Genomic DNA, 26,016 nt, shown 5'->3' with positions numbered 1-26,016 from the left:
GTAGAGGCAAGTGATGAAGGGATTAATGACACTTGGTTTGTTAGTGCTGTCGACAACTGTATCTGCAGAAAAGTACATTAGTTCTGTTGAAGACCTAAAGCTAAGCAATCCTTACAACAATGAAATGACAGCTGAACAACTGGAAGTATTAATGCAGGGACGCTTGCTTGGCGTTTACCCGGGCATGCCAATATCCGATTTAAAGGCTAAATTCCCTAATATCAATGATTCTTTGGACTCTGATGAAACCGGCAGTGCTGGGGCTTCTACAAATGTACGGTCTTTTAGACATTTTCACTCAGCTTATAAAGAAGTTGGCCTTTACGATATGATCTGTAAGGAATCACAAAAATACCCAGGAAGAATTGGAGAAGTTAGGTTTCTTATTAAGAACAAGGCCACGTTTCTTGAGGTATTCAATCCCTATCTAACCTCTACTGGTAAATATGACGAATTGATGACCCGTAGATTTCATTCAATTCCAATGGGTATCTCTAGGGATCACATATATCAGATGAAATTGAACTTACCGATTACTGCTGAGGCTGAAAATGAATTCAGATATCAGCAAGAATTAAAAAAATCCGCCGAGATTTTTGAAAAGCGGGAAATGGTTAATGAGGTATTTCAGTGATCAGAGTAATTCTAGGTTGTGTCATGGCGTTGGTTATTGGGGCGTCTGCTAACGCGAACCCAAGAAACAGTGACATCTTTAAAACCCATGAGACTCAGTATAAGTGGTATGGCATTTATATCGGCATGACGAAAAAGGAACTCGACCTAGAAGTTACTTCATTTAAGAGTAAGCGATCGCTGACTGCGGAACCGCTAAGTCAACTTGTTAGTAACGTAAGCTATGCTACCAACACTGGTGTCAGCACTCTTGCTTATGCAGGCATACGTCAGATCGAGTTTTACTGGTCGGACTCTCACGAACTTAAAGCATACCTCGTTCAATTTGAGCCGACAGAGTATCAGCAGTGGCTTGATGACTTACCGATGTTTTTTGATGGTTTCGACACTCTTGCTCCGACTAATAATGTTGGTGTCGAAAATCGTTTGATTTCTTCTAGCATTCAAATTAATACGTCAAATGACATTCATTCTATGTTAGTTACTCAATAACTTGTCAGCTGCACTTATCCGTTAATCATCTAGCTATATAACGAGTATATAGAGGTGATTATGGATATGTTTAGTGGTCATGTGCGACCAGACTCAATCGAAGGTATTAAAGGACGTCGAATCATCTTGGGTGACAGCGTCCTTGTTTACCGAAACCTTAACAATGCAAGGATTAGCATCAAGTCGAACAGCAGCAACTGTAAAGGCTTGGTTCTTGGCTATGCTGACAAAGTACGCCTACGGAGTTTTGACCCAGTCAAAATCAGCCATCCCGGACGTGAGCGTGTCACCCGCTCAGGTGTTAGAAATGTTCATTGTTTCGCAAAGGGGGATTTACTTAGCGTCAGTTTGTCCGATACCGAGTTCAAACGAGTTCTGAAAACTCATGATCGTTTAACCTACAACCCTTTCACTGACAAGGGCTTTGTATATGACTTGCCAGATCGTCCTCTCTTTACCCCCAAATCCAACCAAGAATACGACTTAGTTGTAGCTGAGGGCAGACTTTACATTCAAGAGATCTGAAACGTTCAATTCAAAAATGCTTTTCGCCTATATAGGTATCTATTAAAGGAGCGATAAGCATGATTAAAAAATTGACCTACGCTTTGTTTGTCAGCCTGGCATTGAGTGGTTGTTTTTCTGATGTTGATAAATCAGCGGTGACTGAGGGAGAGTTGAACCAAGAAGTACCAACTGAGAGAGCGGTAAAAGAAGGTGTTAATGATGTCTTCAACCTTGTTGGTGTTATGGATGCGGCGCAGCCTGCTAACATTATCTACAACGCCTCTGTGACGTTTGATACCAACTATGAAACTCAAGAGTATGAAGTGTATCTTCTTAATAACCACACCAATGAAGTAAAGCGTATTGATAGAGGAGCCCTCCAGAAAAACAAGAAGATAGACTTCACTTTTGAAGAGCAATTTGATCAACCGAACCTAACTTTAGTGTTTCGTTTAAGTAAAGGTGGCCTTCAATTTCTTATTGGGCAGCCAGGCGAGTTCATTTGCTACCTCGATATCCCAAGACCATTTTTCTCTAAGTCTGTTGTCTGTAACGAAAGCACTACTTCGGTTGCCCTACTCGCCCATAATAACGCTGTGGAAGAGTTCAGCGACCTGCTAGCTCCTAGCACGATAAATCAGTGGAAACGACTCAACGGCATCGAGCAAAGAATTACGCTCGATATGTTTGCCATGGTGCTTTCTGTTTTCCAGACCACCATGATCGAAATGCCAATGAATATCCCTTTTGAAGAGCGTGAACGATCTCAGATTTCAAAAACTGCGGGTGTGGCTAAGTCAATGATGACTTATGTCTCAGAGAATCATTACCTTGATATTCGATTTTTAGAAAACCAGATTCGATATTACTACCCAGAAATGGAGAAGTTAGGCTTCATTCTGAGTACGTCAGGTAAAATGTGGGTTGATAATTGGCATAACTATTTTTTGACTTCGGAAAAGCGACGAAAGCTCATTGACCAGTTTTTCCGCGGTTCAAATGACCTTGTTTTCGTTGATACGCAAGCCTTTCGTGTTCAGCAGCCAGTGTTCAACAAGGACAAGCTAACAGTGCAATGGATAAGTTGGCCTTGGTTCGATAGTGTCGAGATCTTTGTTGATGATGTTTCAGTAGGTCTGGTTAAAGATGACCAATTTCAACTAGATTCGGATGTGTTTAACACCATCACCTTTAAGCCACTTGGAAAGCTTGGTAAGTTCCAAACGATTAAATTATCCAAGTCTTCATTGGTTGATAGGTTTGATCGAGTCATTGAAGACGATAAATTTGGAGGCGCGTATGTCTCTAAATAAGATGAGCTACTTAGGAGGTCACTGGGACCAATGCATTCGACTCGAAGTTGAAGCCGACCGCGGTGCCGCGAATGACACTAGGAACGGAATCGAATACCTGTTCATGAATAGTCATTTAAAAGAAGCTTCGATTTGGTTTGATGAGTTGGCCATGATTGAACCTCGTGCCTATCACCATAACATCGTAAGAGCGAACGGAAGCACAAGGCCAGTAAACCGTATAGTTCAAAACCAATTTCATAAAATTCATGAAGAAATCGACCTGCGCGGTCAGCCCAATAACCTTGATCTTATCCCCGATAAGTATCTTACAGGCACCATGTTGGATTTAAAAAAGCGGCTTGGAGTTGGGACAGAGTTTGATAAGAAGTTGAACATCAAACCTATCAACATTATCAGCCCTAGTTTTCAATCCATCTTCTCTAGCAGGAAACCTAACTACGTATCAAGCAGCTCACTTTTATGGATGGACATCTTTGAGCTTGGTTTGTTTGCCTTAAATCGAAACTATGAGCGTAATACATCGATGTCTTTGTTGTCAGACTCTTATGGTGCATTGCTTGGGCTGATAGTTAAAGCGAGCCTTGAAGTCAATTCCATGGACATAGGCCGTCATTCTCAGCTCAATCGAAAGCTGATAGTAGATCAATGGTATCAAGTACAGCAATCTGAGGAAGAGTGCTTACGAGTTCCGTTCAGCAATGACTTCTCTTCTCTAGCCAGACAAAAGTTTTTTTCAGCTGACCCATTTGCAATAAGTCGAATTTTTACCGTTTCTCAAGTGGCACTACATGAACCCGAGCATGGCGAAAGTATTTGGCGTCAGACGTTGCGAATCATTGAAGATTTACCTGACGAAGAAGTTCATCTTGTGGACTTTGAATGCCTATTGGAGTCTGGGGCTAATTGCTACCAAATGTTTTCAAGCACGATGCAGGCTTTAAGGAACAGCCTAGTCATCTCAGAAGGAGATAATCATGGCCAAATCTAATGATCCATTCAAGTCGGTACCAAAGCAATTATGGCCAGTGCAAGAGGCGGTCTGGGCTAGAGAGTTCATTCCTTGTCAGATTGAGGCGCTTGATCACATCAATGATTTGGCTGAGCAGAACGTCTTCGATAACAAGACAGTTTTAAACCATCGCCAATTGGTTAACTGGGTTGGAGGAAAAGCCTTCTCAAGTTTTGAGTTCAGCTCCTCAAAATTTTGGTCAGAGAGCGATACGAGAAACCAAAATGTAGAATGGAATCTAGCGTTATGGCAATTCATTCATGTGTTTCCGATAGGTTTTCTGATTGCCAATCATAGTCTAAGAAGTGAGCCCTACCGATCGTGGAACCCTGCATCTGAAAGTATTCGCTCGTTCAGTAAACGTGGCGTCTACATTGCTAATTCAAACCGTTCAATTTGTGGTGCAATGGTTGGATTGGGTTTATTTCACAAACTATTCATTGATGAAAGAACAGACCCGGCCATTTACAAAGCTATCTTAGACGCATTTAGCCCTTATTCGAATTTAGATAACCCTATCAGCGCATCGATGCGCCGAGCTATACGCGCCACTCTATTTAGTGCTCCCTACCCCGTTCCTTTCTTTTGGGAAAAAGCAATTGCCCATTTGTTTGAGCGATCACCTGAAGATTTTGAATCATACCAAAATCATCTAAAATTTGGGGCCGCCGTTAATCCTGATGACGTCGCCGCTTCATTGCAGAAGTCGATACCTACAGTTTCTCAAAGTAAGAGGCAAAGAGAGGAGCTCTCAGAGGCTCCTGAAGAGATATTAGAGGCATTGACCCCTGATAGTGCAGAAGAACTAGCATTGCACCCTAGAGAGTCGCATGGAGAGCCAGATGGTGCAGGTTCAAGCAATGAAGTGCCGGTTTTTGAGTTGTTCATCGAGCAGATTAAGCTGCAGTATGAGAGCCATAAAAATCCACTGAATACCAAAGGTGCGATGTTTCACAAGGTAGGCGAGTATTGGTTTAGTGTGCACCCGATCGTTGCGAACATTGCTCTAAAGAACATCAATGAGCGAGAGAGTTCTGCAATTGACTATGATTCACTGATGTTTGTTCTAAATTCCATTGGCTTTACTGAATCGAAAGGAACGTTTATCCAAAATGGCGAAGTTAAATCTACGGTGAATTTACTGAGCTGGCCTAGTGAAGTGATACAGCATGTACTAGGCGATAAAGTGGACATGAAAGCGAATAAAGGTCTTAAGCTGGTTAGAGAATAACCATAGTAATGTGGATGGATTAATCGTCCAACGGTTACTCAAAGTCACCGCTGGACGTAAATTCACTCTATTATGCGAGTTTTGATTAGAACAATGCTTTTAAGTCATAAACTTATTTAACCAATGATACGTTTGAATCGGCTTCTGAATGCTGTTTTTCCACCTTCCATTTGGTCACAAACAAAATCTTTAACTGCTTGGTCCTGAATCCCACCGGCAATATTGGGAACAAGGCGCATTTTAACCTGCTTCATTCCGACTATCTGTTCAGCATCACCATTTACGACCAGTGGAGCTGAGTGGGTCACGATAACTAACTGCCTTCTGCGTTTGTTCTGTGAAATTCCTGGTATAACGGTTGAGGCGAGCATGGCACAATCAAGATCATCTTCCGGTTGATCCAGGATAAGTGGGTCTGTGCCATAGGACAGTAAGAAGTTCAACATCGATGCAGATTTCTGCCCTGGCGAAGCTTTATCAAGTGGGCGCTTATTCCCTATTTCATCCTGAAAGCGAATCTCAATGCCATCCTCTGGGAACCAACACTCTAAGATATCGAGTTGTTCTTCCGACAACTGCTCAATCTTCTTGGTTAGTGAGCCATGCACGCAATATGATGAATTCGGTTTGTCGTCTTTTACATCACGATGGTATTGCTTAACCTGCTTCAACACTTCAAGCCGCTTAGATGTGTTATTTGGATTGAATCGGTCAATGTTATTGAGTTCAAAAAGAAGCGTGCTGTCGCGTTCAATATCCAAAATATGCATATTGAATTTATCTATCCCGGATGCGCGTTGGTACCCTGATATAAGCTCTTCTGAATCACAAGCCAATGGAAGAATCTTTATGTCAAGATCGGTTAACCCTAACGCTTTAATGAAGTCCGTTCTTTTGTTGGATAACTCTAACCTATGATCTGTTAGCTTTTTGAAAATCGCTTGGCGTTTATTATCAACTTCCAGACGCTGATCTTTCAATGATTCTTCTTGTAGAAGTTCTGTGTTTAATTCTTCTTTTTTGCTTAGAAGTTCAGATAATTCGTCTGGACTGATCTCGGCATCATTTAGCTCTTCAAGAACTTTTGACATCTCATGAGTTAGGGCGGCGACCTTTTCCTCAAGTTCGGAGTAAAACGGTTGTTTTTTGAGTGCTTCGATTGATTTTTTAGCTTGAGCAAGATGCTCACCTATACCATCAAACAAATCATCTTGAACCTTACATACAGCTTTCTGCCATTCCAATAACTCACCGGCTTCTTCTGATAAGACAACCCTTTCTCTGTTCGACACTACTTCACTGATATCGGACAGATTGTTTTGCATTGTCTTAATTGGATTGTCGGCTTTGCTCAACAAGCCTTGGAATTTACTTTGTTGCTCCTGAGCCTCAGACAAGCCACAGCTTTTCAGTTTAAGAAGTTTATTATCAACATCAGTCAACGCGCCGCGTATACGTGGTATTTCATCTAGCTGCTTATCGAGTTCCCTGACTTTTAAAGAAAGAGATTTGTACTCAAGTAATAAACGGTCCTGTTCTTTTTTCCAGTTAGAGACGTTAACTGTTTCACTGTCATCAATCACTTTCAGAAATGCGTTAGGTTTCGTTGCGATGTCGAAAAGCATTTTCTGAGAGTAAATTGAGACTGGAAAGCGATTAATATCAAAGGTCTCGTCATCCAACCAATTACCTGTTTCTGGGTCAAATCTTTCTAGCTTTGTTGAACAAGGACTCCAATGTAACTTGTATGGGTGACCATCTTTGCTGTAATCAAGAACGATACTTGAATCTTCAGTAACCGCTCCCTCCTTGACATTTCGGAAGTCGATTAGCCGTTGTTCAATCTCAATTGGAAGCTTTGGCTCGTTAATTCGAGTATCACGGCGAGAAGCTAAACGAATGGCTTCAATAATTGTTGATTTACCGGAACCTCGACTACCTACTATCGCGGTATACCATGGGCTAAGCTCAACGGAGATCGGAGCGTCATCATTATCGAGACACATACGGGTTTTTAGAGTTAACTTTGTCAGCTTATTCGCTGGGCTGCGCGGTGGCTCAGCATCTCTGATAATGCAATGTTCTGGGTCAGTCAGTGCTACTTTGATGCCGGAAAATGAAGGCGAGACCATTTTTACCCAAGTGTAGCTGCGCCCCATATCTTCTCTACAGTGAGAGTCTGTTCCTTTCACCATAGCTAAATCATCAACCAGTCCTTTCTTGAAGCCATTAAGGTCACTTTCATTGCCGATAAGCTCTACAGCGTCAGGCTGTGCTTTGAAGGCAGCTCTCACTTCATCTTGGTTAGTGTTACTGAAGATCCCTTTCGGTTTATCAATGTGAGCAAGAATGGCAATACCACCAGCGCGTTTAATCTCACTGATAACTTGAGGTACCCCGGAGCGAAGAATGGTTTGATGATTTCCTTTGTCATTAGTGCTGTCGAGGCCGCAGGCTCCTACTACGTGACTGATATGTTCTGATTTCGTATTTTCGTCAAATAGCCCGAGTACATGACAATTTCCCCACGCGGTTAATTCTACTGCAGGGATGATTGTAATTTCCCGGAAGCCAATGACGTCGCTTTCATGGTGAGACTTTCTTAGTTCGGTGAGTTCTTCCATGACTTTATCTATCCAGATACCAGTATTATGGTCACTCAAGACAACGCAATCGATCTCATTACTCATCTGAGCCAGTAACCACTCTCGTGGTGTACAACCGTTTGTAGCATCGATAGAGCTCAGGGGCTTTGGGTAATCATCCGAGCCTGGCGAATGACAATGAAAATCGACTTTGAACCAACTACTGCCAACTGGTTTCATCAAATACCTCGATAGAATACGCAATAAGATAAACTGAAAAAAGAAGCATAACCCCGAGTTATTACTCAATCTATCTAATTCATTGATTTATTTGACGATTGACTAAGTTTTGAACATGCTTGCCGCTGCTATGGCTAGATTGAAACTTAAAGCTTTCGCCAACATCAGAAAGTAACAGCATGTAAAGACCTTAAACTGCTAAGAGAATAGCGCTAGATGTGCTTTGAATAGAGCCGAAATGTGAAAGCCCGTACAATCGCCCAACTTTCACCGTATGTTAGAGTTTGAAGATTGTACGTCGCCCATGCGTTTATACATGCAGTATGTCACTAGAATGCGTCTAGAGATACTTGCTAGAAATCAGAGTTAATGCTCGGAAGAGAAAAGTCTCGCCTGTACTTATTTGCAATTAGATTCTGATGGATTTGATAATAGACGGCGCAGATTTCAATATCACTGAAGCCTGCAATTTTTTTCGATAACTCAAAGCTATCGATATTAAACAACTCTTTACCCCCCAAATCTTCCAACGACATTACTAGCTCTCGCTTCATACCATTCAGTGAGTTCATGAGCCTATATGGGGTGTATTTGTTAGTTAGTGCTTCCGTAATCAACAACCACTCAGAGTGATATAAATCAGGAGTGCTTTTATTCATAAGTTCATCAAACAGGACGAACACTGCCGAAATCGTAGGCTCAAACACATCATCCGTACCGGAAGCTAATTCTTTAGGATGTTTTTTGTCTACAAGCTTAAAGAGAATTTCCCTTGATGTATCACTAAAAAGGAAATCAATTGGATCTTTGTTATTCACTATTCACTCCTTGTAAAAGGTGATTCAGAACTATCAATAGCAAGGTTAAACAACATTGCTACCAGATGCTACCGAGTTAAGATGATCTCACTAGATGGATAAACCAAATCTTCTGGAAGATCTATTCTGGTTATCTCAATTGAGTTCAATAATTAGCTTGGATAGTTGTAGCTCGTCGGGAAGTGTGAATTACTCTGTAATATCTCTCTATGCAAGGGGTGTAGTATTATGCGTTCACTCAGACTTAAAAGGACAACTTATGGCAAGAAGTAGCAGTTTTATCCAAATAAACAATGATATAAATGAGATTAACAAACATTTGTTGGCAGAGATACAAAATTGGACTGCGATTTCTAAACTAGGGACTAACGAGCCTTGTTTTTATAAGAGCTGTCATCCAAATGTACAGTCTGCATTCAACTTAAACTGCCTACCAATTCATTTGATTTTAAGAAAATACGTAACTGATAATTACGCTTGGATTAAGCACGCATTCATTGTAATAGGAGTAGAGGGCGGCACTCTAGCCAAAGACATCAGAGAGAAAATCGATGACCCTGATTTATCATGTCAAGAAAAGGGAAGACTAGCCTACTACTATTTGAAGGACGTTTTTCATGTATGGCTTAACGTTCACCATATAAATGGCCATGAGTTCATTTTGGATATCACATCTTCCCCAGGACAATTTGTACACCATAAAAAATACGATGAAGTTCTATTGTCCAAAAGCTCGAAAAGTGCGTTTTTTCTTGAGTATATAAAAGAGTCTAAAAGCTTCATTGCGGATCACAGAAAGTTTGTCAGTGACGGGATTCGAAAGTACGGAATTTAGAAGATTTCCTTCGTTCTTCAATTTCGCTACCTGTCAGGCCCATTAACCTAGAGTTTATGCGACTGACAGGTGTATTGATTGTTACCTCTTACGCTCAGTATGGACGACTTCATAAGAGGTTCGCTTAGTCGAACCGTCTGGTCTTTGTTCCTCTACACTAATGCCTCGATACTGAGTTCCCAGAGCTTTGCTAAGTTTAATCACGTCATCAATCATGCCTAGCTCTGTTAAGTGCTCAAAGACTTCTCGACGACTACCTATAACACTGGGAACAAGTCGATCCATGACTACTCACCGCCCCCACAAGAAGTATCTACTGATGTATTCGCCGTTGAGGGAGAGTCGTCATAGTGAGGTGACGGTACTGGTTCCTGACGTTTTTCTTCACGCCTCTCGTTTTCACGAGGAAATTCATGACTTGGAATATTAGAGCTTACGTGGAGTATGCCATTATCGACCTTGTAAACCATGAGCTTTCGTCCACGTTCTTGGTCGACATTAGACACTACTGTGTAATGTATGTGGTTTATCTTTATGCGTTTTTTAACGCCAGCTTCTAAGTCATCGAGTAAAGTAAATTGGCTATTCAGCATATTTTCGTTTGAATAGCAGACGTTTTTTATAGGCTTGCGTTTGCGAACAAAGTCTTGGACCAAAACATAAGACAAAAAGCAAAAGACACTGAACAATACCGCTGAGACTGCAAAGCTGATATTTGGGAACACCATTGATACCAGTACCATTGCGAATGCTGAAAGAGCCATAAACAAAAAAACAGGTGCTCCAATTAGCATTAGGTCAATCGTCAATAAGAGAGCGCCGAAAGCAAACCAAATGGTTGGTTCACCGAGAAATAGGTCAAAAATATCCATACATCACCTTATGACTTTGTATTGAGTAGCTCGGCAATACCGGCGATTGAGCCAACCAGATTTGAACTATCGACCGGCATCATGATTGTCTTACTTGAGTCTGCCGCGCCGATGGTTTGAAGTGCCGTTGTGTAGTCATTGGCAATCTTCAAATGTAACCCTTCTGCTCCCGACTCTTTAACCGATTCACTGATCATTTTGTTGGCGTCAGCTTCAGCCTGGCCACGTTCACGGATGGCTTTTGCGTCATTTTTGGCGGCTTCTAGTTCACCCTCTGAGCGCAATATATCGGATTGTTTTTCAGCTTCTGCAGCTAAGACTTCTGCTTCTTTTTGCCCTTGAGCCTGTTTGATTTCTGCATCTTTTTCTGCCTCGGCTTTAATGCGAATGGTACGAGCAAGACGATCAGCTTCGACAAGCTTTTCCATACTACTGATGGTGGCTTCAGTTGGAGTGATATTTAGAATTTCATACGATTCCAATTCACAGCCATATTTCTCTGCAATAGCTGAAAGCTCAGTTTCAATTTTGACTTTAATTTCTGAACGTGATGATAGGAGTTCATCTAGCTTCATCGTACCGCTTACGTCACGAAGGTGAGTTTTGCAGTAGTTCTCAAGCAACAGCTCTACGTTTTCTGCTTTGTATATCGCTTTTTCGACTTCAATGAATTTAAACACGTATTGGCTGCTGATTTGCAGCAACGAATTATCTTTCGAGAAACACTCTACCTCGGCCAATTCGACGACCTGCGCCTTGACGGTTGGGCGATACGCAACTCGTTCCAAGAATGGGATCAGTAATGTTAAGCCCGGTTGGATAACGCGGGAGAACTTACCCAGTTTCTCGACAACAAAACGTGAGCCCTCTGGAACGATAACGATGCACTGTTTCAATATTACGGCTGAAACAACAAATACCAGTATTCCAATAACCAATGTTTCATAGTGATTCATTTTGCTTTTCCTTAAATGTGGTTGGTTCGCCTCTATAAGCGAAAAGCTTTTGGAAAAAATTGTCGGCTTAGAAAGTCATTGAATAATTCGCTTGTTAGTAAAGAAACCTCAGCGGTGACCTATAACCGCCGCTAGATAAACATTAATAAGGAAATTCGATATGACGAAGTACGCAGGGTTGCTCATCTTAATGAGCGTATTATTTGGCTGTGGTGGTGGTGACTCCGGTTCAACAGGCAATACGAGTGTCAGCACTGATACGCAAGATACCGGTGTAGACGAAGGGTCAGACGCAGTAACCGAAAATGATGGTAATATTGAGCCTGACACACCTAAGGTTACGCCAACACCACCAGTCGAGTTTGAGATGCCGCCAAATACGGACTTAAATGTTCAAGACTTTGATGACCCAGCTTTCTACTCAACTGACACCTATGCCGATGAGCAAGAAAGTGGCTTTACTGATGACCGTGTTAAACCCGTTCCGATGACCAGACAAGAAAGAATTGAACTCTTAAGTGATCTTCAGGGTGGCGTATGGACTACTGGCTGTAAGAGCTTCGATGCCGATTACGATGTTGACATTGAAATTCAATTTTCCGATTACCAAATGCCTGACAACGTGAATTTCGATGTTCAAGATTTTCTGGTTTTGCGTGCAACGATTAAGTCCTACCCAAAGAACTTAGGCGGTTGTAATCAGGATACGTTCATCAAACGCGAAGTTTCAGGTGGGTATCGTATTAGTAATACAGCTACAGCCAATAATGGTCACGAGGTGTTTGATATGACCATTACGCTCTTTGAGACGTTAGATTTTGCCTACACTTCTGGGGTTCAACGATACTACCTCATCGCTGATGCGAATGACTGGCAAATGCTAACGTCTAACTGGCTTGCAGATGACGCCAACACTCCTTCTGAGCGTGGGACTGACTTGAACTACACTTTCCCTTACTTAAAAGTGACTCACTAAAACGCTGTTAAGCGGTTAACTATCTGTCGTTCGAAACATACAGGTAGCTAGAAACGAAAAAACCTTCGAATTTAGACGCAAATCCGGTGAGAGATTTGTTCTAAAAACGAAGGTTTCTTTTTAATCAAGGAAAGGGATGAGTTTTTCAATTTCCTCTTCTGTCGCAACTCGGCCCGGTTGGGTTAAGTTAGAAACAGCTTTGAGCACGTTCGGGTAAGTGAGCATGATAAATGAAAGACTCTGTCTTGGAACGCCGCTCCAAGGGTGAGGCCACTCATTACCAATTTTGAAGTTTTTATCTTCAAGCTCAGATAAGAACTGTTTCAATACACCGCTAGGGTCATGAAACGTTGATACGCCAGCTTCGGTTGAATTAACGTACAGAACTTCATTTCCGTTTGCGTCTTTTCCCCAGCTAGCTTGTGCTCCCATCTTGATTGCATGTGCTATCGCATATGGCTTGTAGCGATACATACCAGGTTCGAAAACCTTGGCTGCCCAGTTAATCACTTCTGATAAGAGCTGGTAGTACGCTGCGCCTCGCAAAAAATACATATTTTTGATAGGGATGCCAATCGCATCAAGATTGCTAATGGCTTTGTTGATCATACCTAGATTATTCGCAGCCAGAGGCTTTGGCTTAATCTGTTTAGATTGCTTCTTTCTAGGTTGGTCGAACTCCCTATTGAATTGGTTACAGTGGTTATCAATAATTCGACCAGAATTACCGGATACGCTGTATTGTGTTAGTGGTGTGTTCATTGGTTTTCTCCATGAATAATAGCCATAATCGGCGGGTTAAAAAACCAAGAAATCGGTTATTAAATGGAGTAAAATCAGGGTAAATTTCAGCTGACTGTTTTGTAAAAATGATTGATTTTCATAAAATTTCTAGCCACTTGGTTGCTACTCTATCATTGATTGAAGAGGGCAATTTAGCTGCAGCCAAACACTCCTTTAATTCTTTCTTATCGATGTATAGTGAGGTTGAGCAACTGGCGTTAAATTTTGTTGATGAAGAACAAGCTCACCAAATTTCTAAGCTTGAGCTGAATGTGCTTAAACAAAAGTCGGATGAATTAGATAAAGCCATTCGTGATCTAGAAAAATCACGGGATTCAGCAAAACGATTGAGAGAAGAACTCGACACGTTCAAGAGTCGATTCTCATCTGTAGAAGCCATTGATGAATCATGGAACAAAACGATTTCTGCCCATAAAAAAGAGATCCAGGACTCTACGATTATCATCAATCAACTTTCTCAAAAAAACCGTGAGCTCGTTGAGTCCAACAGGACACTAAAAGAGCAATCTCAACTCAGCTCAGGAGTGGTAATTGGTGCATTGAAAGGGAAAGGCAAAAGTAAGCTTAAATATGAGTTAAAGCTGTATTGGGAAAGTCTGCGTTATGATTCGTTGACCTTTGACGGTACTCGACTCATCGATAACCTGCCCTTTCATTTTAAAATTTATGGCAGTAATGGCATCTCTGTTGATGTTCAAATAACTGAAACAGGAACGGGCCTGCTCCCAGCTTGTGAGGAGCTGTCTAAAGAATACCCGGGTAAGCCAATGAATGATCTTATCCACCAGCAATTTTTGAAGCTACGTAAATACGTCGACCCAAACATCTTGTTGTTTATTCAAGACTTAAAGAACACCCCTGCCACGACACTCAAGTTCGTAGATGGTGACGTTAAAAAGGCGCTTCAACGCGCGAAAAAGATAACCCTCTTTGATGTGTTATCTACGACTAAAAATACGTTCTTGAAAGATATTAAAGAGGCCAAAGCCAAAGTATCAGAAGATGACTTAACCATCTTCTATGTCTCAACGTATGCTTACGCAACGAAAATGAGAGAAAAACACCTTGCTTCGGATTACAAGCAAGAGCCTACCTACCAAATAAAATCGAAATAAATTGAAAGGGAACCCCTTTAAAGTCCGTTAAATTGGGCTTTAGGGGTTCTCTTTACTTAGGCGTCAGATAGGCATTTGTCCATATCAGAGACAATACCTAACTCATTGGCCTGTTGTTTATACCAAAGCAAATTATTAATTTGAGAGGTATAAGCGTTCATCTCCAAAACTGACTCTCGAATATCTTCGAGCGCAGTGTGGTTCAGCGCCTTATCAACACCGTTTAATTGAACGTGTTTCCAAAGGCGAGTTCGTGCCATAACATTGATTGAGCTAACATCGGCTTTTCTATAATGCATATATGCGCGAACTCGAGGGAGCTGTGCATCGAAGAATTGCATGTCAAACGAGATGTTATTGCCCAACGCGATGGCTCCGGTCCCCTCTTCTCGATTAAATTCCTTCACATTATTTGAATGCAAGAAATCGAGAATAGCGGCTTCGGCGTCAAGGTTATCTTCTGCAAAATAATCAAAACCCTCACCAGTTTTGAGTCTCTCTAGCAGTCCTGACTTTGTGTGCTGTTTTAGAGCCCAGGGATCAAAGCGTGTCAGCATTTCCTCTGTCACTTTAATACCCAAATTAAAGCTAGGGCATACACTGTTATTCAACGAGATAATTCCGTTATCGAATTGTCGCGGCAGTAAAATACCGACTTCCAGTAGTGGGTGATGAAGTGCACCATAAACTCGCTCGCCTGTTGGTAAGGTTGTCATATCGGCAAGTCCACCAGTCTCTACGTCAGTCCATAACTGATCTTCGTTGTATTTTTGGGTTGTGTTAGATGTACTCATTGTGTTTCTCACTTTGAATAAGCGAGGTTAACCATCCTTGAGGACGCTTAATCCTCGCGGGACTTTATTGAGTTGTGTCAGTATTCAGCTTACAAAGAACAAATCTTTACTGAGTTTCGATTAGTCATTTCGCCACTTACGTATATCTTTGGAATACCAGTCATTCTGTCAACAGACAAACCATGGCGCTTATTTGCATCGGTTATTCCAGCGTTAAATGCTAACAGCTCCATTTCAGTTTCAATTAGGCAGTCGTGCTTTTCACCAATTGCGTACAAGAAGCCTTGCTTTGCAACCTGATCAAGTCGGTTAAACATAACTACTCCTCCAATTCCATAGTAAGACTGTTAATTCCGAGCTCTGCTAATGAGAACTTGTCCATACAGTTTGAAAACGAATCGTCAGTGCAATATGGCGATTTTGTCAGCGTCTCAAAGGAAAGGCGAGATGTTGAGATGAAAGAAGCCTTCTCAATTTGTGGGCAGGTTTCTAACTCAAGCGATTGGTTAAGAACGTATCCGTGTAAAGGTAAGTTTTGAAGGTAGTGGGATATCACTCTCTTATCATTGAGTGATGGTATTGGGTTAGGCATAGGGTTTTCTCCTGATGAATAATGGCCAAGATTGGCGGGTTAAGAATTTCATTCAGGATTGCTACTGGCGCAAAAAAACCAAGCATGCGCTTGTTTGCTCGTTTATGGCCAGTAGGCTAATTCGGTGGGTTATTTAATAAATTAGTGCCATCGAAACGCAGTGTCAACAGTACATTTCGAATTATAGGCAGCTACTTCTTGCTGAAAAGTTTAAGGAAATTACTTCGCGCAATTTTTCCATCTGAATCCATGAAGAAAAATGGGCTGAATAGAGTGAGAATTACAGCGGTAATAGCAAGAATGAGCGTTAAGACTAAAGCCGTGATTTGATTGTAGATAGTGTCATGATCGGGTAAGACTGCGCACCAATAATAAAAAACCGCACTTACCCCATTATCCCAACCAATCACAAATGTCAGAATCATACTTATGCAAGCTGCAATCAAATGATCGTCGTTCTCATTGAAAGCATAAAGCCATGAAAATCCGATGGTAGATAATGTGAACACTATTAGCCAAAAAATCTGCAAAGTAGCCATTAAATCTCTCTCCTTAGTTCTTGATTACCCACCCATAAGCGAAAAGCTTTTCGCTTATGGGGGTAAATGTTAACGAAGGTGATCAGATGAATAACTTAAACTCGGACGTAAACAACTCATCAAATCAGAGAGTTGATTTCGGCTGTTCTCAACAAGACGGCATGGACAGAAATGGCAGAAAATTCTTAAAGCACCTCGCGTCGGAGTACAACAAAAAACAAATAATTCTACGAGATGAGCTCCAAGCATATGAGGGGTGTGTAGATGACCTTAATTCAGAGCTTCTAGCTATTAAATGGGAATTTCAATCAAAGCCATTCTTTATCAAGCCATTCATATATTTAGAGTATTCAAGAAAAAGAAACACTGCAAAGCAAATTCAAAGAGGCATTATCAATAAATATGGGCAACAAATAACCCAGAAAAAGCTCGAGTTGCATGACATTGTGGAGTCTGCCGTTGAGCATTGCTTGATACCGGCTTTCAATGACCAGAATACATCTACTGAGCAAGATGAGTCGGCTAATCTGATGCAATCGCTCTATGGACTAATCAGATTGAAACACTTGCTAGGGAACGCTCTACGCAGCATTGTGGATGCGCAGCCATCATCTAGTCTCACTGGTGTGGCTCAATCGCTGGATATGATGGCACCGCAGCGCGGGACGAGTATTTCGTCGGTTTTTTCTACGAAAGGCGCACATGATGATATAGAGAAAGTGTTATCTGAATTCGGAGCATGTAACGACTTCATTGTTCAATTTAACGCGGAGTTTAAATGCCTAAAATTTCGCGAAATCTCGGATAAAATCTCAACACTATTTACTGATACACAAGAAGCCATTGCTTCAAGCTTGCTTGAGTTTAAACCCAATGAGCCAAGCGGATTGGAATTGTGTTCAAAAAAGCTGACTGAAGCCTTACGAAAGATTGAATTGGTAAGTGAGGAGTTATCAACGTGCATAGAAGAAACGCGGATCTTGTATCGTAATGCACGATTCTCATTAGTTCAGAAGCATATTGAAGCTTTGAATGACGCATTATTGCCCTTCACATCTACCTGCAAGGTAACACCAAGCGAGAAGATGATTAACCAGGCATTCATGAACGTCTACATTGGCAAGGTGGCAAAACGAGAACGGCTAATTAGGCTCACTTCCATTCAAGTCGTATCAATAGATGATTACCAGTCAAATCCCCACCAGTGATGGAATATTTATAAGCACAAACAATCATTTATTGTCGATTTGGTGAATTAGTATGAAATGTAGAATGCGCGTTATTCTAGTCTCTATTTTTGTAATGGTTATATCAGGATGTGCTGACCATGTAAGTCTCGAAGCTGCTGTTGAGATGGAAAAAGTGGGCTTTTGGACCGGTCTATGGCATGGGTTTATACTTCCGTTTTCAATGCTCGGCAGTATGCTTTGGGAAGAGGTTGCGATTTACGCGATTTACAATGCTGGTGGCTGGTATGACTTTGGGTACTTCCTTGGTGTCTGGCTGCTAGCAAGCTTGTATTTTGACCTATAAACTTATTGTGGTAACCGTAAGAGGCTTTCTTTGCCCCTATCCCATTGAGCACAAGATATTGGTAATTGAATCATGTCTAAATCAGTGGCGAGTATTGGCATAAATTTGGAAGTACGTGATTTGAACATTGTAAATTGTTCGATGGCCTAAAGACGCAACAAAGCCCAATCCAATAAGATCGGGCTTTGTATATATCTGCCTATTCGGCAGGTGTGGCTAGGACTATAAACTGACATCCCTACTATCTAAAAATCAGAGTCTTACATGATTGTAAGAACCATATAGTGACATTTTTGGTTACCATAAAGTGTCACTTACTAAGAATCAGAGGTGCCTTAGCAGTTTGAGTGTAAGAAACATTCTTTCAGTTTTACATGTCTTCGTGCTTCAAAATTACCATCAGTTAAAATCACATCTATCAAACCGACTCTGTAACACGCTTTTAGACAGAATGTTTGTTAGTGATTTTCTAAATTAATAAATCATGGATTATTTTAGGTATAACAAATCCTCAAACTTTCTCATTATCGATCTAAAATAGAAAAAATATTAAGCACACGGCCTAAGAAAGAGCACAAAACAATCAATGTAGTATTGTATGACTTATATCGCATTAAGATACTATTCGTTGAGTATAATGAGCATACCCCCAACTAACTACACTAAAGGCGACCATGGAACACACTCGTGCGATAATTTATTCAACATTACAGCACCTTATCGAAAACGATCCTGAACAACATGCACAAATTCGTCAAACGCTATATGAACAACTAAGTCTCCCTTTTGAAAAGCAACTTGCTCTGTACAACCACATACTTGGTCCTGTAAGTGCAGGTCGATTAGGAAGTGATAATCTCAAACAGACTGTAGACTTAGCTTTAGAAGTTCTGAACACCCCGCAGTCTTCTCTTTAAATACACAATTTACTGTATTCAAAACAGCATAAATAGAAAAACCCAGCCGAAGCTGGGTTATTTATTTCTAAGAAACAGTCGATTAAGACAAATCAATTTCTACGGCTTCACCATCTACTGTCAGAAGTAAGACGTTACCTTCCAGCTTATAAGAAACTTCAACTTGCTCACCCTCGTTCTTATTAGGAACCAGAAGAGTTAAGATGTTGTGCTCTTTGGATGGCTTGAATTCCACTTCAACATGACGGTGGATTTCTAACTCTTTGTATTCATACGGATCAACTTCACCGAAGCCTTCAACGTTCTTAACAGAAGCGATGTTACCAGCGGATTCGTTAATAAAGTTCACGTCTAGGTGCGCGACTTCACCCCGGACAGTGAATGACTTATCCGCCACTTCATTAGCAAACGTGGTATGCATCAACCACGTCATGTCTTTCTCTTCAGAAAGCGTCGCCTTGTCTTGCATTACAAAAACTTTGCCTTGAACAAACCAGATCTTACGCTTGTAAGATTCGATCTCAGGAACAAAGTACTTATAAGAAGCCGTTGCATCACCTTCTACCATCTTCACATCAGATTCAGTATCGTAGTCTGTGATATTACCGCCCGCTTCAATACAGAAACGATCTTGGTGGTTTTCGTAGCCTGTATTTTTGTTCTCTCCATATTGGCCTTTACCACCAAATAGAGGCAAGTTTTTAGAGAACGTTTGGCGACGCCATTTCGTGTGCATATCTACGCCGAAGCCGCCGTAATAGCCGGTGATCGCCGCTAAAGTTTCACCGAAGGCATGTAGCGTAAATGCGTTCTGGTCACCATGTGAATGACTGATAGAACCAAACGGAGAGCACTTGAACACCATATGGATGTGGTTATCACGTTCAGTCATCTTATTGTGGAATGCAGCCCAACCTGTAATCGGGAATACTTTCAACAACGGGTCATTTGACGGCGCTTGCTCCTCAGGCGCATCCCAAAGAATGTTGAAACGAAGATCGTCGTAGCCAAAATCCCACCAGCCATAGTTGTAGAATTTAGTGTGAGCTTCTGTATCACGACCTTTTAGTTGATTGTAATACCAAACGTACTCTGGCTTCTGGTTAACACCTGCGTAATGCTTGATATTGTAAGCCAGCTTCAGACCAGGGAAATCACCGATGGATGACTGGTCACAGAAACTCGCACGCTTAGAGTGAACGGGCATACAGTATAGTGGGAAATCGCCGGTGTTTTCGTAGAACGTTTTATTGAACATGTCTACGCCACAGTACGCTTTTAATAGGTCGAAAGCTTCACCTAGGAAAGCCGTTTGCGTATTCCAGTAATCAGGACCTTCTGCCCAGCCGCCATCTTCTCCGCCCCATGGTGGGTAGTGCACTGCATAATATTCTAACGCGTATGCGATGTACTCACCCGCTTTCGGGTGATCATGATAAAGCGCGATACATGTTGGGATGATAGCTGAAGAAATAGAACGAACACCGTGACTGTTCAGCGGGTTGCTAAGTAGGTCAACCGTCACTTTCAGGTGGTGCATGATTTCGTCCAGGCGGGTCACTAATGCATTTTGAACTTGCTGCCGCTCTTCATCGGTAAAGTAAGCATGTAACCAATCGTAACCCCATGCCATAGCCGCAATAACACGAAACGCAGCTTCGTCATTGTAACCACGAGACGTGACGCCTTCAGGATCATAAGTCGACAGCTTCAGAGTCCATGCTTTGGCTTTAGCAATCAGCGCTTCATCTTCTTTAACGATTCCGGCAATAGCCAAGTTACGTGTCGCGTTAAGCGCTATCTGGCAATCAACATACATTTGACGCCAGTAAGGACGCCATAGAGAAGCTTTTCCAACTGTCTCTTCCGGGTAAGGCTTCGGCTCTTCATAAGGTTCAGTTTCAAGAAACTTAACCGTCGAGTTATTGTAGAAATCGTCGAACATACAGTAAGACTCATCAGCCTGTACTTTCGCTTTGAATTCTTCAAGCTGCTCAGCTTGGACTAGCAGGCGTGGACGAGCTTCACTCAAGGTATCTAGAAATGACAGATCGAAGTCGCGTTTTTGTACTTCGATAGGCAATAAGTCAACAAGGTTTCCAGCTGATGTATCATTCTCCAGCTTTATCTTTCTAATAGCGTCAAGAGACTTTTGGTTGCTCATTTGAACTCTCTTTGTGTAAATAGTAGAGGAATAGCTCAGAATATAGATCTTATTGTAGTACAAATAAACCATTAAACTCTCAAATGGCCTTTTTTTGTCATTTCCGTGACCTGAATCTTAAAGCCAGACAACTCTCCCATCCGGTATTCCGTTCATTCAATACCTACTTCAATTTGACCTAGACTGTACTTATAGCGTCATAGTAGTCATCAGCCCATTGTGTCTGTGATCTGATTCGATACACACTAACAAGTTCGGAGAGAGCATCTATGGCATTACCACTGGTATTTGCCAGTACGCCAAGAAAGTACGTGACTTATATCTCATTACTGACGTTCTTCTATTTATCAAATTAATTTGTATTACAATAATACTCTAAGTATCAGTGAGAAGATTCCTCACAAATTCAACAAACATGAGAGAACACCATTATGTCTACTAAAATTGCATTTATCTCCGGTGGTACAGGCGGCATCGGTTTCCAAGTGGCGAAACGCCTTGGTCAAGATGGGTACATCGTCATTCTTAATGGTATCGAAGATGCAAAAGGTGCCGAGTGTGTCGCTCAACTTTATGATGATGGGATTAAAGCTGAATACTATGGTTTTGACGTGACTGATGAACATGCAGTCAATGAAAACATCAATGCTATCGGTGAAAAATACGGCAAAATAGACGTTATCGTTAATAACGCAGGTGGTCTTGGCGGCCGCAGCCCAATTGAAGGTATGGAAACAGAATTTTTCCGTAAAGTTATGGCGCTAAATCTTGATAGTGCTTTCTTCGTATCACGTGCAGCAATTCCGTTCCTGAAAAATTCTGATAACGCGTCAATCATAAACTTCACTTCAAACGCTGCTTGGAATGCAGGTGGCCCAGGAGCGGGTATTTACGGCACTTCAAAAGCAGCTGTTCATACGTTAACCCGTGCTTTAGCTAAAGAGTTGGCTCCTGCAGGCATTCGTGTTAATGCAGTATCTCCGGGAACTATCGATACACCATTCCATGCTCAAATCAAAGCAACTAAGCCTGAAGTATTCGCATCTTGGGCAGACAGCATCATGCTTGGTCGTTTGGGTCAACCAGAAGAAGTGGCTTCTGCTATCTCTTTCCTGGTAAGTAAAGATGCTTCATTCATTACTGCAGAAACACTGCAAATTGGTGGTGGTCAGGCCCTAGGTATCTAACCTAACCAAGGCTCGAAATCTTCAAAGCCGCAGCAACTTAGCTGCGGCTTTAATTTATAGCCCACAACATTCATGCCGTCACTTGTACTCGGAAACAGTCTTCCCAATAACCAGTACAACAGCACAACTTATAAGCTCCTCTTTATTACATGATTAAGGAAACACCATGTCCGCATTGCGTCCTTTAGGAGAATTCATCGTTGAAAAACAAGCAGATTTTCCTGCTGCAAATGGAGAGTTGTCATCACTGCTCTCATCAATCAGTCTCGCGGCGAAAATCGTAAACCGTGAGATTAACAAAGCAGGTTTAGGTGATATTACCGGCGCGATTGGTAGCGAGAATATTCAGGGCGAAACCCAACAAAAACTTGATGTTTATGCAAACGAGAAGTTCAAAGCCGCATTGGAAGTGCGAGGACAGGTATGCGGCGTTGCCAGTGAAGAAGAAGACGATGTGGTCATTTTTAGTAAACAGCTGAATACAAATGCCAAATATGTCGTTCTCATTGACCCTCTTGATGGCTCATCCAATATAGACGTGAATGTTTCAGTCGGGACTGTTTTTTCTATCTACCGTCGAATATCACCGACAGGCTCACTTCCTACTCAGGATGACTTTCTGCAGCCGGGTAACAAACAGGTGGCTGCCGGATATGTGATTTATGGTTCGTCAACGATGCTAGTTTACACAACAGGAAATGGCGTTAACGGTTTCACCTATGATCCTTCATTAGGCACGTTCTATCTTTCCCATGAAAACATCAAGACCCCAAAAGATGGTCATTGTTATTCGGTGAATGAAGGCTATTACACCCGCTTCCCCCTCGGTGTAAAAAAATACATTAAATACTGCCAGGATATCGCTCCCCAAGAAGGGCGCCCTTATACATCTAGATACCTCGGTTCACTGGTATCCGACTTTCACCGCAACCTACTGAAAGGCGGTATCTATCTCTACCCGGGAACACTTACCCACCCAAAAGGAAAACTACGCCTTCTTTATGAATGTAACCCGATAGCTTTCTTGATGGAGCAAGCCGGAGGACTGGCTTCAGACGGCGCTAATCGAATCATGGATCTTAAGCCGACGGAGCTTCATCAGCGCGTGCCCTTCTTTGTTGGCTCAACAGAGATGGTTAAAAAACTGGAAGAGTTTCTGGCCAACCATCCAGATTAAGATTTATGTGTTAACTACGGATTTTAAAAGCCCTCAACGTGAGGGCTTTTATTAAACTCTGACGAAGTAAACCTACAGAAAATCTTTGTGGATCTTAACAATCACTTTTTTAACGGTTGCAGGCTTTGAATCAACTGCGACTAACGGTCGGTGCGGCTGACCCGGGTAAAAAATCACAAACTCATTTGATGTCACTTTGACAAATTGTTCATTGATAACCTTCTCGCTGAACGCGACATCTTTATCATCAAGTAGGTCTTCTTCTATGATCTCAAATTGCAGTGTGCTGTAACCAAACACCTCTTCGCCTTCTAGCAAAATTTGAACATCTAGATAGTTACGATGAATTTCCGAACGACGAGACTCTAATAGCTGAGTCTTATCATCCACAACCATAAAAAACACATCATCGCCGGAAATTGAATACTTACCGGTTGGCAGAGGAAATCGAATTCTCTCTTTCACATCAAGAATAATTTCTCTTAGCTTTGGAGAAAGAGATAGGGTGAAGTCCAGTTGAGTTAAATTTCCAATATACATAAATGACCATTCATTGATTAAATAAAGAACTATTGTATTAATAATGAAATCGACATAAAGAGACATTACCCACAAACAAAGTAAGTTTACCTGCTATCTTTTTTGAGCATTTACTTGGATGAAATTGATTCAACTCTACATATAAAGCCATGATTTGAAACAACACACTATTAACATATCTCTCAGTTTAAGAAAAAACTGTGCCCTAAGCCCTATTGCTTATAATTTCTGATTGCAAAAATTGTAGTAGTGATTATCATCAATTAACACATATAATCATACAATAAGATATTTGGAGTTCAAGATGACTAAACCTGTCATTGGTTTCATTGGCCTAGGCTTGATGGGCGGTAATATGGTTGAAAACCTACAAAACCGTGGTTACGAAGTTAACGTAATGGATCTTAACAAAGATGCCGTTGCTGCAGTTTTGGCTCGTGGTAACGCTTCTGAAGCGGCTTCTGGTAAGGAGCTAGCTGAAAAAAGTGACATCGTGATGCTTTGCCTAACAACTTCAGAAGTTGTTGAAAAAGTAGTGTACGGTGACACTGGTATCTTGGCAGGCATGTCTGAAGGAAAAACATTAATCGACTTCGGTACATCAATCCCAGCTTCTACGAAGAAGATCGGCGCTGATCTAGCAGCAAAAGGCGCTGGCATGATCGATGCGCCTCTTGGCCGTACTCCTGCTCATGCTAAAGATGGTCTACTAAACATCATGGCAGCTGGTGACATAGAGACTTTCAATAAAGTTAAACCAGTACTGGACGAGCAAGGTGAAAATGTATTCCACCTAGGTGCACTAGGTTCAGGCCATGTAACTAAGCTTGTGAACAACTTCATGGGTATGACAACTGTTGCGACTATGTCTCAGGCGTTTGCTGTTGCTAAACGTGCAGGTGTTGACGGTCAGCAACTGTTCGACATCATGTCAGCAGGTCCTTCTAACTCTCCGTTCATGCAGTTCTGTAAGTTTTACGCTGTAGACGGCGAAGAAAAACTAGGATTCTCTGTTGCTAACGCAAACAAAGATCTTGGTTACTTCCTTGCCCTATGTGAAGAGCTAGGTACAACGTCTCTTATCGCAGAAGGCACATCTAAGAGCCTACAAGCTGCTGTTGATCAAGGTCTTGGTCAAAACGACGTACCGGTTATCTTCGATTACTTCGCTGAACTTGAAGCTTAATTAAGCGTTAACTGAATTTAACGTTAAATAGTATTCCAAAGGCCTTGTTCTCAGAACAAGGCCTTTTCTTTCCTTTCAGTTAGTGCAGCCTTCCCTTTTCAACCTTCTCCATTGAACTGATATCATGTTGAGTGAATATTTCTCTTTCTTAGTTTTTCATTCGAATAGAAATCACATATCAAACCTCCTGACTGACACAAGCAACCATAAACTCCAGCCGATATCAGCGGGTAAACTCCTCGAAGCAATCCCATATACAGATAAAAAAAACGAGCCATAAAGCTCGTTTTCATTTCTTTTCGCTAGTTTTTATCGGGAGGAGAGATGCTTATGCTACGTGAGCCACCGCGTCACGAACCAGTTTACCTAGTTCATCCCATTTACCTTCATCAATCAGTTTTGTCGGAACCATCCAAGTGCCACCACACGCAAGTACAGAAGGAATTGATAGGTATTCATCTACGTTACTTAAACTCACGCCGCCAGTAGGCATGAACTTAACCGGGTAAACCGCGGTTAAAGCTTTAAGCATGTTCACACCGCCTGAAGGCTCAGCAGGGAAGAACTTCAAAGTGCGAAGACCCATTTCCATCGCCTGTTCAACAAGGCTTGGGTTATTTACACCCGGAACAATCGCGACATTTTGGTCAAGACAGTACTGAACGGTACGAGGGTTAAAACCAGGGCTAACAATAAAGTCCACACCTGCATCAACCGCTTGATCGACTTGTTCGTTTGTAAGAATAGTGCCCGCTCCAATCAGCATATCAGGGAATGCTTCACGCATCGCTCGAATAGCGTCAGCTGCGCAATCAGTACGGAACGTAATTTCCGCACAAGGCATGCCATTCTCAACTAGAGTACGACCAAGTGGAATCGCATCTTCTACATTGTTGATTGCAATAACAGGAATGACTTTTAAGTTAGCTAATTGTTCGTTTAAGGTCGTCATAAAAATTTACTCGTCGTTAACAGAGTTTAATAAGTGACTACGGCCA

The 26,016-nt window shown here is 41.7% G+C and carries 28 protein-coding genes; 15 read left to right on the top strand and 13 right to left on the bottom strand.

Features of this window, described 5'->3' with window-relative positions:
- Positions 1 to 13: 13 nt before the first annotated feature.
- Genes LDO37_RS29550 through LDO37_RS29525 form a run of 6 tightly spaced genes read left to right on the top strand, consistent with a single transcriptional unit; the run spans position 14 to position 5,188 of the window.
- Positions 14 to 634, top strand: coding sequence for a hypothetical protein (locus tag LDO37_RS29550; protein WP_126607418.1), 621 nt, complete (start codon positions 14 to 16; stop codon positions 632 to 634).
- Positions 631 to 1,125, top strand: a complete 495-nt coding sequence (locus tag LDO37_RS29545; RefSeq protein ID WP_126607419.1) for a hypothetical protein — start codon at positions 631 to 633, stop codon at positions 1,123 to 1,125. Before LDO37_RS29550 ends, LDO37_RS29545 begins: the two co-directional genes overlap by 4 nt.
- 60 nt (positions 1,126 to 1,185) lie before the next feature.
- Positions 1,186 to 1,650, top strand: a complete 465-nt coding sequence (locus LDO37_RS29540) for a hypothetical protein (RefSeq protein ID WP_126607421.1) — start codon at positions 1,186 to 1,188, stop codon at positions 1,648 to 1,650.
- A 59-nt stretch (positions 1,651 to 1,709) separates the two neighbouring features.
- On the top strand, positions 1,710 to 2,945 hold the full coding sequence (locus tag LDO37_RS29535; RefSeq protein ID WP_126607423.1) for a hypothetical protein: 1,236 nt from the start codon (positions 1,710 to 1,712) through the stop codon (positions 2,943 to 2,945).
- Positions 2,932 to 3,936, top strand: coding sequence for a hypothetical protein (locus LDO37_RS29530; RefSeq protein ID WP_126607424.1), 1,005 nt, complete (start codon positions 2,932 to 2,934; stop codon positions 3,934 to 3,936). The genes LDO37_RS29535 and LDO37_RS29530 overlap by 14 nt, the downstream gene beginning before the upstream one ends.
- Positions 3,923 to 5,188 (top strand): hypothetical protein, encoded by a 1,266-nt coding sequence (locus tag LDO37_RS29525; protein ID WP_126607425.1) that lies wholly within the window; start codon positions 3,923 to 3,925, stop codon positions 5,186 to 5,188. Before LDO37_RS29530 ends, LDO37_RS29525 begins: the two co-directional genes overlap by 14 nt.
- A gap of 116 nt (positions 5,189 to 5,304) precedes the next feature.
- Here LDO37_RS29525 and ppl read toward each other — a convergent pair whose 3' ends face one another.
- Positions 5,305 to 8,013 (bottom strand): anti-phage protein Ppl, encoded by a 2,709-nt coding sequence (gene ppl / locus LDO37_RS29520; protein ID WP_126607427.1) that lies wholly within the window; start codon positions 8,011 to 8,013, stop codon positions 5,305 to 5,307.
- Positions 8,014 to 8,366: 353 nt separating this feature from the next.
- Positions 8,367 to 8,831, bottom strand: coding sequence for a hypothetical protein (locus LDO37_RS29515; RefSeq protein ID WP_126607428.1), 465 nt, complete (start codon positions 8,829 to 8,831; stop codon positions 8,367 to 8,369).
- Between the two features lie 259 nt (positions 8,832 to 9,090).
- On the opposite strand from LDO37_RS29515, the gene LDO37_RS29510 reads away from it, so the two are divergent.
- Positions 9,091 to 9,666, top strand: coding sequence for a hypothetical protein (locus LDO37_RS29510; RefSeq protein WP_126607430.1), 576 nt, complete (start codon positions 9,091 to 9,093; stop codon positions 9,664 to 9,666).
- 81 nt (positions 9,667 to 9,747) lie between these two features.
- On the opposite strand, the gene LDO37_RS29505 is transcribed toward LDO37_RS29510, so the two are convergent.
- The 3 genes from LDO37_RS29505 to LDO37_RS29495 are packed head-to-tail and all read right to left on the bottom strand — an operon-like array spanning position 9,748 to position 11,494.
- On the bottom strand, positions 9,748 to 9,951 hold the full coding sequence (locus LDO37_RS29505; protein ID WP_022614977.1) for a hypothetical protein: 204 nt from the start codon (positions 9,949 to 9,951) through the stop codon (positions 9,748 to 9,750).
- 2 nt (positions 9,952 to 9,953) lie between these two features.
- Positions 9,954 to 10,538 carry an NfeD family protein gene (locus LDO37_RS29500; protein ID WP_126607431.1) on the bottom strand — a complete coding sequence of 195 codons (585 nt, stop codon included), beginning with the start codon at positions 10,536 to 10,538 and terminating at the stop codon, positions 9,954 to 9,956.
- 8 nt (positions 10,539 to 10,546) lie between these two features.
- Positions 10,547 to 11,494: an SPFH domain-containing protein gene (locus LDO37_RS29495; protein WP_126607432.1), complete on the bottom strand. Its 948-nt coding sequence runs from the start codon at positions 11,492 to 11,494 to the stop codon at positions 10,547 to 10,549.
- A gap of 160 nt (positions 11,495 to 11,654) precedes the next feature.
- Between LDO37_RS29495 and LDO37_RS29490 the strand changes: the two genes are divergently transcribed.
- Positions 11,655 to 12,470 carry a hypothetical protein gene (locus LDO37_RS29490; RefSeq protein ID WP_126607435.1) on the top strand — a complete coding sequence of 272 codons (816 nt, stop codon included), beginning with the start codon at positions 11,655 to 11,657 and terminating at the stop codon, positions 12,468 to 12,470.
- 120 nt (positions 12,471 to 12,590) lie between these two features.
- Here LDO37_RS29490 and LDO37_RS29485 read toward each other — a convergent pair whose 3' ends face one another.
- On the bottom strand, positions 12,591 to 13,232 hold the full coding sequence (locus tag LDO37_RS29485; RefSeq protein WP_126607436.1) for a hypothetical protein: 642 nt from the start codon (positions 13,230 to 13,232) through the stop codon (positions 12,591 to 12,593).
- A 107-nt stretch (positions 13,233 to 13,339) separates the two neighbouring features.
- Here LDO37_RS29485 and LDO37_RS29480 point away from each other — a divergent pair, with 107 nt between their 5' ends.
- Complete coding sequence (locus LDO37_RS29480; RefSeq protein WP_126607437.1) at positions 13,340 to 14,389, top strand: hypothetical protein; 1,050 nt, start codon at positions 13,340 to 13,342, stop codon at positions 14,387 to 14,389.
- Positions 14,390 to 14,445: 56 nt separating this feature from the next.
- Here the strand turns inward: LDO37_RS29480 and LDO37_RS29475 are convergent, their stop codons facing one another.
- The 4 genes from LDO37_RS29475 to LDO37_RS29460 form a co-directional block, all read right to left on the bottom strand.
- Positions 14,446 to 15,183: a 3'-5' exonuclease family protein gene (locus LDO37_RS29475; RefSeq protein ID WP_126607438.1), complete on the bottom strand. Its 738-nt coding sequence runs from the start codon at positions 15,181 to 15,183 to the stop codon at positions 14,446 to 14,448.
- An 89-nt stretch (positions 15,184 to 15,272) separates the two neighbouring features.
- Positions 15,273 to 15,500: a hypothetical protein gene (locus tag LDO37_RS29470; protein WP_126607439.1), complete on the bottom strand. Its 228-nt coding sequence runs from the start codon at positions 15,498 to 15,500 to the stop codon at positions 15,273 to 15,275.
- Positions 15,501 to 15,502: 2 nt separating this feature from the next.
- Entirely contained in the window at positions 15,503 to 15,775 is a 273-nt protein-coding gene (locus LDO37_RS29465; protein WP_126607440.1) for a hypothetical protein, read from the bottom strand.
- 191 nt (positions 15,776 to 15,966) lie between these two features.
- Entirely contained in the window at positions 15,967 to 16,314 is a 348-nt protein-coding gene (locus LDO37_RS29460; protein WP_126607441.1) for a hypothetical protein, read from the bottom strand.
- A gap of 86 nt (positions 16,315 to 16,400) precedes the next feature.
- Between LDO37_RS29460 and LDO37_RS29455 the strand changes: the two genes are divergently transcribed.
- The 3 genes from LDO37_RS29455 to LDO37_RS29445 all read left to right on the top strand — a co-directional run bounded on the left by LDO37_RS29455 (position 16,401) and on the right by LDO37_RS29445 (position 18,764).
- Positions 16,401 to 17,522, top strand: a complete 1,122-nt coding sequence (locus LDO37_RS29455; RefSeq protein ID WP_126607442.1) for a hypothetical protein — start codon at positions 16,401 to 16,403, stop codon at positions 17,520 to 17,522.
- 52 nt (positions 17,523 to 17,574) lie between these two features.
- Positions 17,575 to 17,847, top strand: a complete 273-nt coding sequence (locus LDO37_RS29450; RefSeq protein ID WP_126607443.1) for a hypothetical protein — start codon at positions 17,575 to 17,577, stop codon at positions 17,845 to 17,847.
- 674 nt (positions 17,848 to 18,521) lie between these two features.
- Complete coding sequence (locus tag LDO37_RS29445; protein ID WP_126607444.1) at positions 18,522 to 18,764, top strand: PAS factor family protein; 243 nt, start codon at positions 18,522 to 18,524, stop codon at positions 18,762 to 18,764.
- An 82-nt stretch (positions 18,765 to 18,846) separates the two neighbouring features.
- On the opposite strand, the gene LDO37_RS29440 is transcribed toward LDO37_RS29445, so the two are convergent.
- Positions 18,847 to 20,928 carry a DUF4962 domain-containing protein gene (locus tag LDO37_RS29440; protein WP_126607445.1) on the bottom strand — a complete coding sequence of 694 codons (2,082 nt, stop codon included), beginning with the start codon at positions 20,926 to 20,928 and terminating at the stop codon, positions 18,847 to 18,849.
- Positions 20,929 to 21,359: 431 nt separating this feature from the next.
- Between LDO37_RS29440 and LDO37_RS29435 the strand changes: the two genes are divergently transcribed.
- A complete protein-coding gene (locus tag LDO37_RS29435) occupies positions 21,360 to 22,115 on the top strand; it encodes an SDR family NAD(P)-dependent oxidoreductase (RefSeq protein WP_126607446.1) in 756 nt (251 codons plus the stop codon).
- Between the two features lie 166 nt (positions 22,116 to 22,281).
- Positions 22,282 to 23,292, top strand: a complete 1,011-nt coding sequence (fbp, locus tag LDO37_RS29430; RefSeq protein WP_126607447.1) for a class 1 fructose-bisphosphatase — start codon at positions 22,282 to 22,284, stop codon at positions 23,290 to 23,292.
- 72 nt (positions 23,293 to 23,364) lie between these two features.
- On the opposite strand, the gene LDO37_RS29425 is transcribed toward fbp, so the two are convergent.
- The gene (locus tag LDO37_RS29425) at positions 23,365 to 23,832 is read right to left on the bottom strand and encodes a YhcH/YjgK/YiaL family protein (protein ID WP_126607448.1); all 468 of its coding nucleotides are present in this window, start codon (positions 23,830 to 23,832) and stop codon (positions 23,365 to 23,367) included.
- Positions 23,833 to 24,136: 304 nt separating this feature from the next.
- On the opposite strand from LDO37_RS29425, the gene LDO37_RS29420 reads away from it, so the two are divergent.
- Positions 24,137 to 25,018 carry an NAD(P)-dependent oxidoreductase gene (locus LDO37_RS29420; RefSeq protein WP_126607449.1) on the top strand — a complete coding sequence of 294 codons (882 nt, stop codon included), beginning with the start codon at positions 24,137 to 24,139 and terminating at the stop codon, positions 25,016 to 25,018.
- 328 nt (positions 25,019 to 25,346) lie between these two features.
- Here the strand turns inward: LDO37_RS29420 and LDO37_RS29415 are convergent, their stop codons facing one another.
- Positions 25,347 to 25,970, bottom strand: coding sequence for a bifunctional 4-hydroxy-2-oxoglutarate aldolase/2-dehydro-3-deoxy-phosphogluconate aldolase (locus LDO37_RS29415; RefSeq protein ID WP_126607450.1), 624 nt, complete (start codon positions 25,968 to 25,970; stop codon positions 25,347 to 25,349).
- Between the last annotated feature and the right edge of the window lie 46 nt (positions 25,971 to 26,016).

It is taken from the genome of Vibrio penaeicida, from assembly GCF_019977755.1.
Taxonomy (GTDB): Bacteria; Pseudomonadota; Gammaproteobacteria; order Enterobacterales; family Vibrionaceae; genus Vibrio; species Vibrio penaeicida.
This window is presented reverse-complemented; position numbering and strand designations above follow the sequence as displayed.

Excerpts from the sequence above, each read along its gene's own strand:
- LDO37_RS29550 (WP_126607418.1), top strand. The coding sequence starts at position 14 with ATGAAGGGATTAATGACACTTGGTTTGTTAGTGCTGTCGACAACTGTA.
- LDO37_RS29540 (WP_126607421.1), top strand. The coding sequence starts at position 1,186 with ATGGATATGTTTAGTGGTCATGTGCGACCAGACTCAATCGAAGGTATT.
- LDO37_RS29535 (WP_126607423.1), top strand. The coding sequence starts at position 1,710 with ATGATTAAAAAATTGACCTACGCTTTGTTTGTCAGCCTGGCATTGAGT.
- LDO37_RS29530 (WP_126607424.1), top strand. The coding sequence starts at position 2,932 with ATGTCTCTAAATAAGATGAGCTACTTAGGAGGTCACTGGGACCAATGC.
- LDO37_RS29525 (WP_126607425.1), top strand. The coding sequence starts at position 3,923 with ATGGCCAAATCTAATGATCCATTCAAGTCGGTACCAAAGCAATTATGG.
- ppl (WP_126607427.1), bottom strand. The coding sequence starts at position 8,013 with ATGAAACCAGTTGGCAGTAGTTGGTTCAAAGTCGATTTTCATTGTCAT.
- LDO37_RS29510 (WP_126607430.1), top strand. The coding sequence starts at position 9,091 with ATGGCAAGAAGTAGCAGTTTTATCCAAATAAACAATGATATAAATGAG.
- LDO37_RS29505 (WP_022614977.1), bottom strand. The coding sequence starts at position 9,951 with ATGGATCGACTTGTTCCCAGTGTTATAGGTAGTCGTCGAGAAGTCTTT.
- LDO37_RS29500 (WP_126607431.1), bottom strand. The coding sequence starts at position 10,538 with ATGGATATTTTTGACCTATTTCTCGGTGAACCAACCATTTGGTTTGCT.
- LDO37_RS29495 (WP_126607432.1), bottom strand. The coding sequence starts at position 11,494 with ATGAATCACTATGAAACATTGGTTATTGGAATACTGGTATTTGTTGTT.
- LDO37_RS29490 (WP_126607435.1), top strand. The coding sequence starts at position 11,655 with ATGACGAAGTACGCAGGGTTGCTCATCTTAATGAGCGTATTATTTGGC.
- LDO37_RS29485 (WP_126607436.1), bottom strand. The coding sequence starts at position 13,232 with ATGAACACACCACTAACACAATACAGCGTATCCGGTAATTCTGGTCGA.
- LDO37_RS29480 (WP_126607437.1), top strand. The coding sequence starts at position 13,340 with ATGATTGATTTTCATAAAATTTCTAGCCACTTGGTTGCTACTCTATCA.
- LDO37_RS29475 (WP_126607438.1), bottom strand. The coding sequence starts at position 15,183 with ATGAGTACATCTAACACAACCCAAAAATACAACGAAGATCAGTTATGG.
- LDO37_RS29470 (WP_126607439.1), bottom strand. The coding sequence starts at position 15,500 with ATGTTTAACCGACTTGATCAGGTTGCAAAGCAAGGCTTCTTGTACGCA.
- LDO37_RS29465 (WP_126607440.1), bottom strand. The coding sequence starts at position 15,775 with ATGCCTAACCCAATACCATCACTCAATGATAAGAGAGTGATATCCCAC.
- LDO37_RS29460 (WP_126607441.1), bottom strand. The coding sequence starts at position 16,314 with ATGGCTACTTTGCAGATTTTTTGGCTAATAGTGTTCACATTATCTACC.
- LDO37_RS29455 (WP_126607442.1), top strand. The coding sequence starts at position 16,401 with ATGAATAACTTAAACTCGGACGTAAACAACTCATCAAATCAGAGAGTT.
- LDO37_RS29450 (WP_126607443.1), top strand. The coding sequence starts at position 17,575 with ATGAAATGTAGAATGCGCGTTATTCTAGTCTCTATTTTTGTAATGGTT.
- LDO37_RS29445 (WP_126607444.1), top strand. The coding sequence starts at position 18,522 with ATGGAACACACTCGTGCGATAATTTATTCAACATTACAGCACCTTATC.
- LDO37_RS29440 (WP_126607445.1), bottom strand. The coding sequence starts at position 20,928 with ATGAGCAACCAAAAGTCTCTTGACGCTATTAGAAAGATAAAGCTGGAG.
- LDO37_RS29435 (WP_126607446.1), top strand. The coding sequence starts at position 21,360 with ATGTCTACTAAAATTGCATTTATCTCCGGTGGTACAGGCGGCATCGGT.
- fbp (WP_126607447.1), top strand. The coding sequence starts at position 22,282 with ATGTCCGCATTGCGTCCTTTAGGAGAATTCATCGTTGAAAAACAAGCA.
- LDO37_RS29425 (WP_126607448.1), bottom strand. The coding sequence starts at position 23,832 with ATGTATATTGGAAATTTAACTCAACTGGACTTCACCCTATCTCTTTCT.
- LDO37_RS29420 (WP_126607449.1), top strand. The coding sequence starts at position 24,137 with ATGACTAAACCTGTCATTGGTTTCATTGGCCTAGGCTTGATGGGCGGT.
- LDO37_RS29415 (WP_126607450.1), bottom strand. The coding sequence starts at position 25,970 with ATGACGACCTTAAACGAACAATTAGCTAACTTAAAAGTCATTCCTGTT.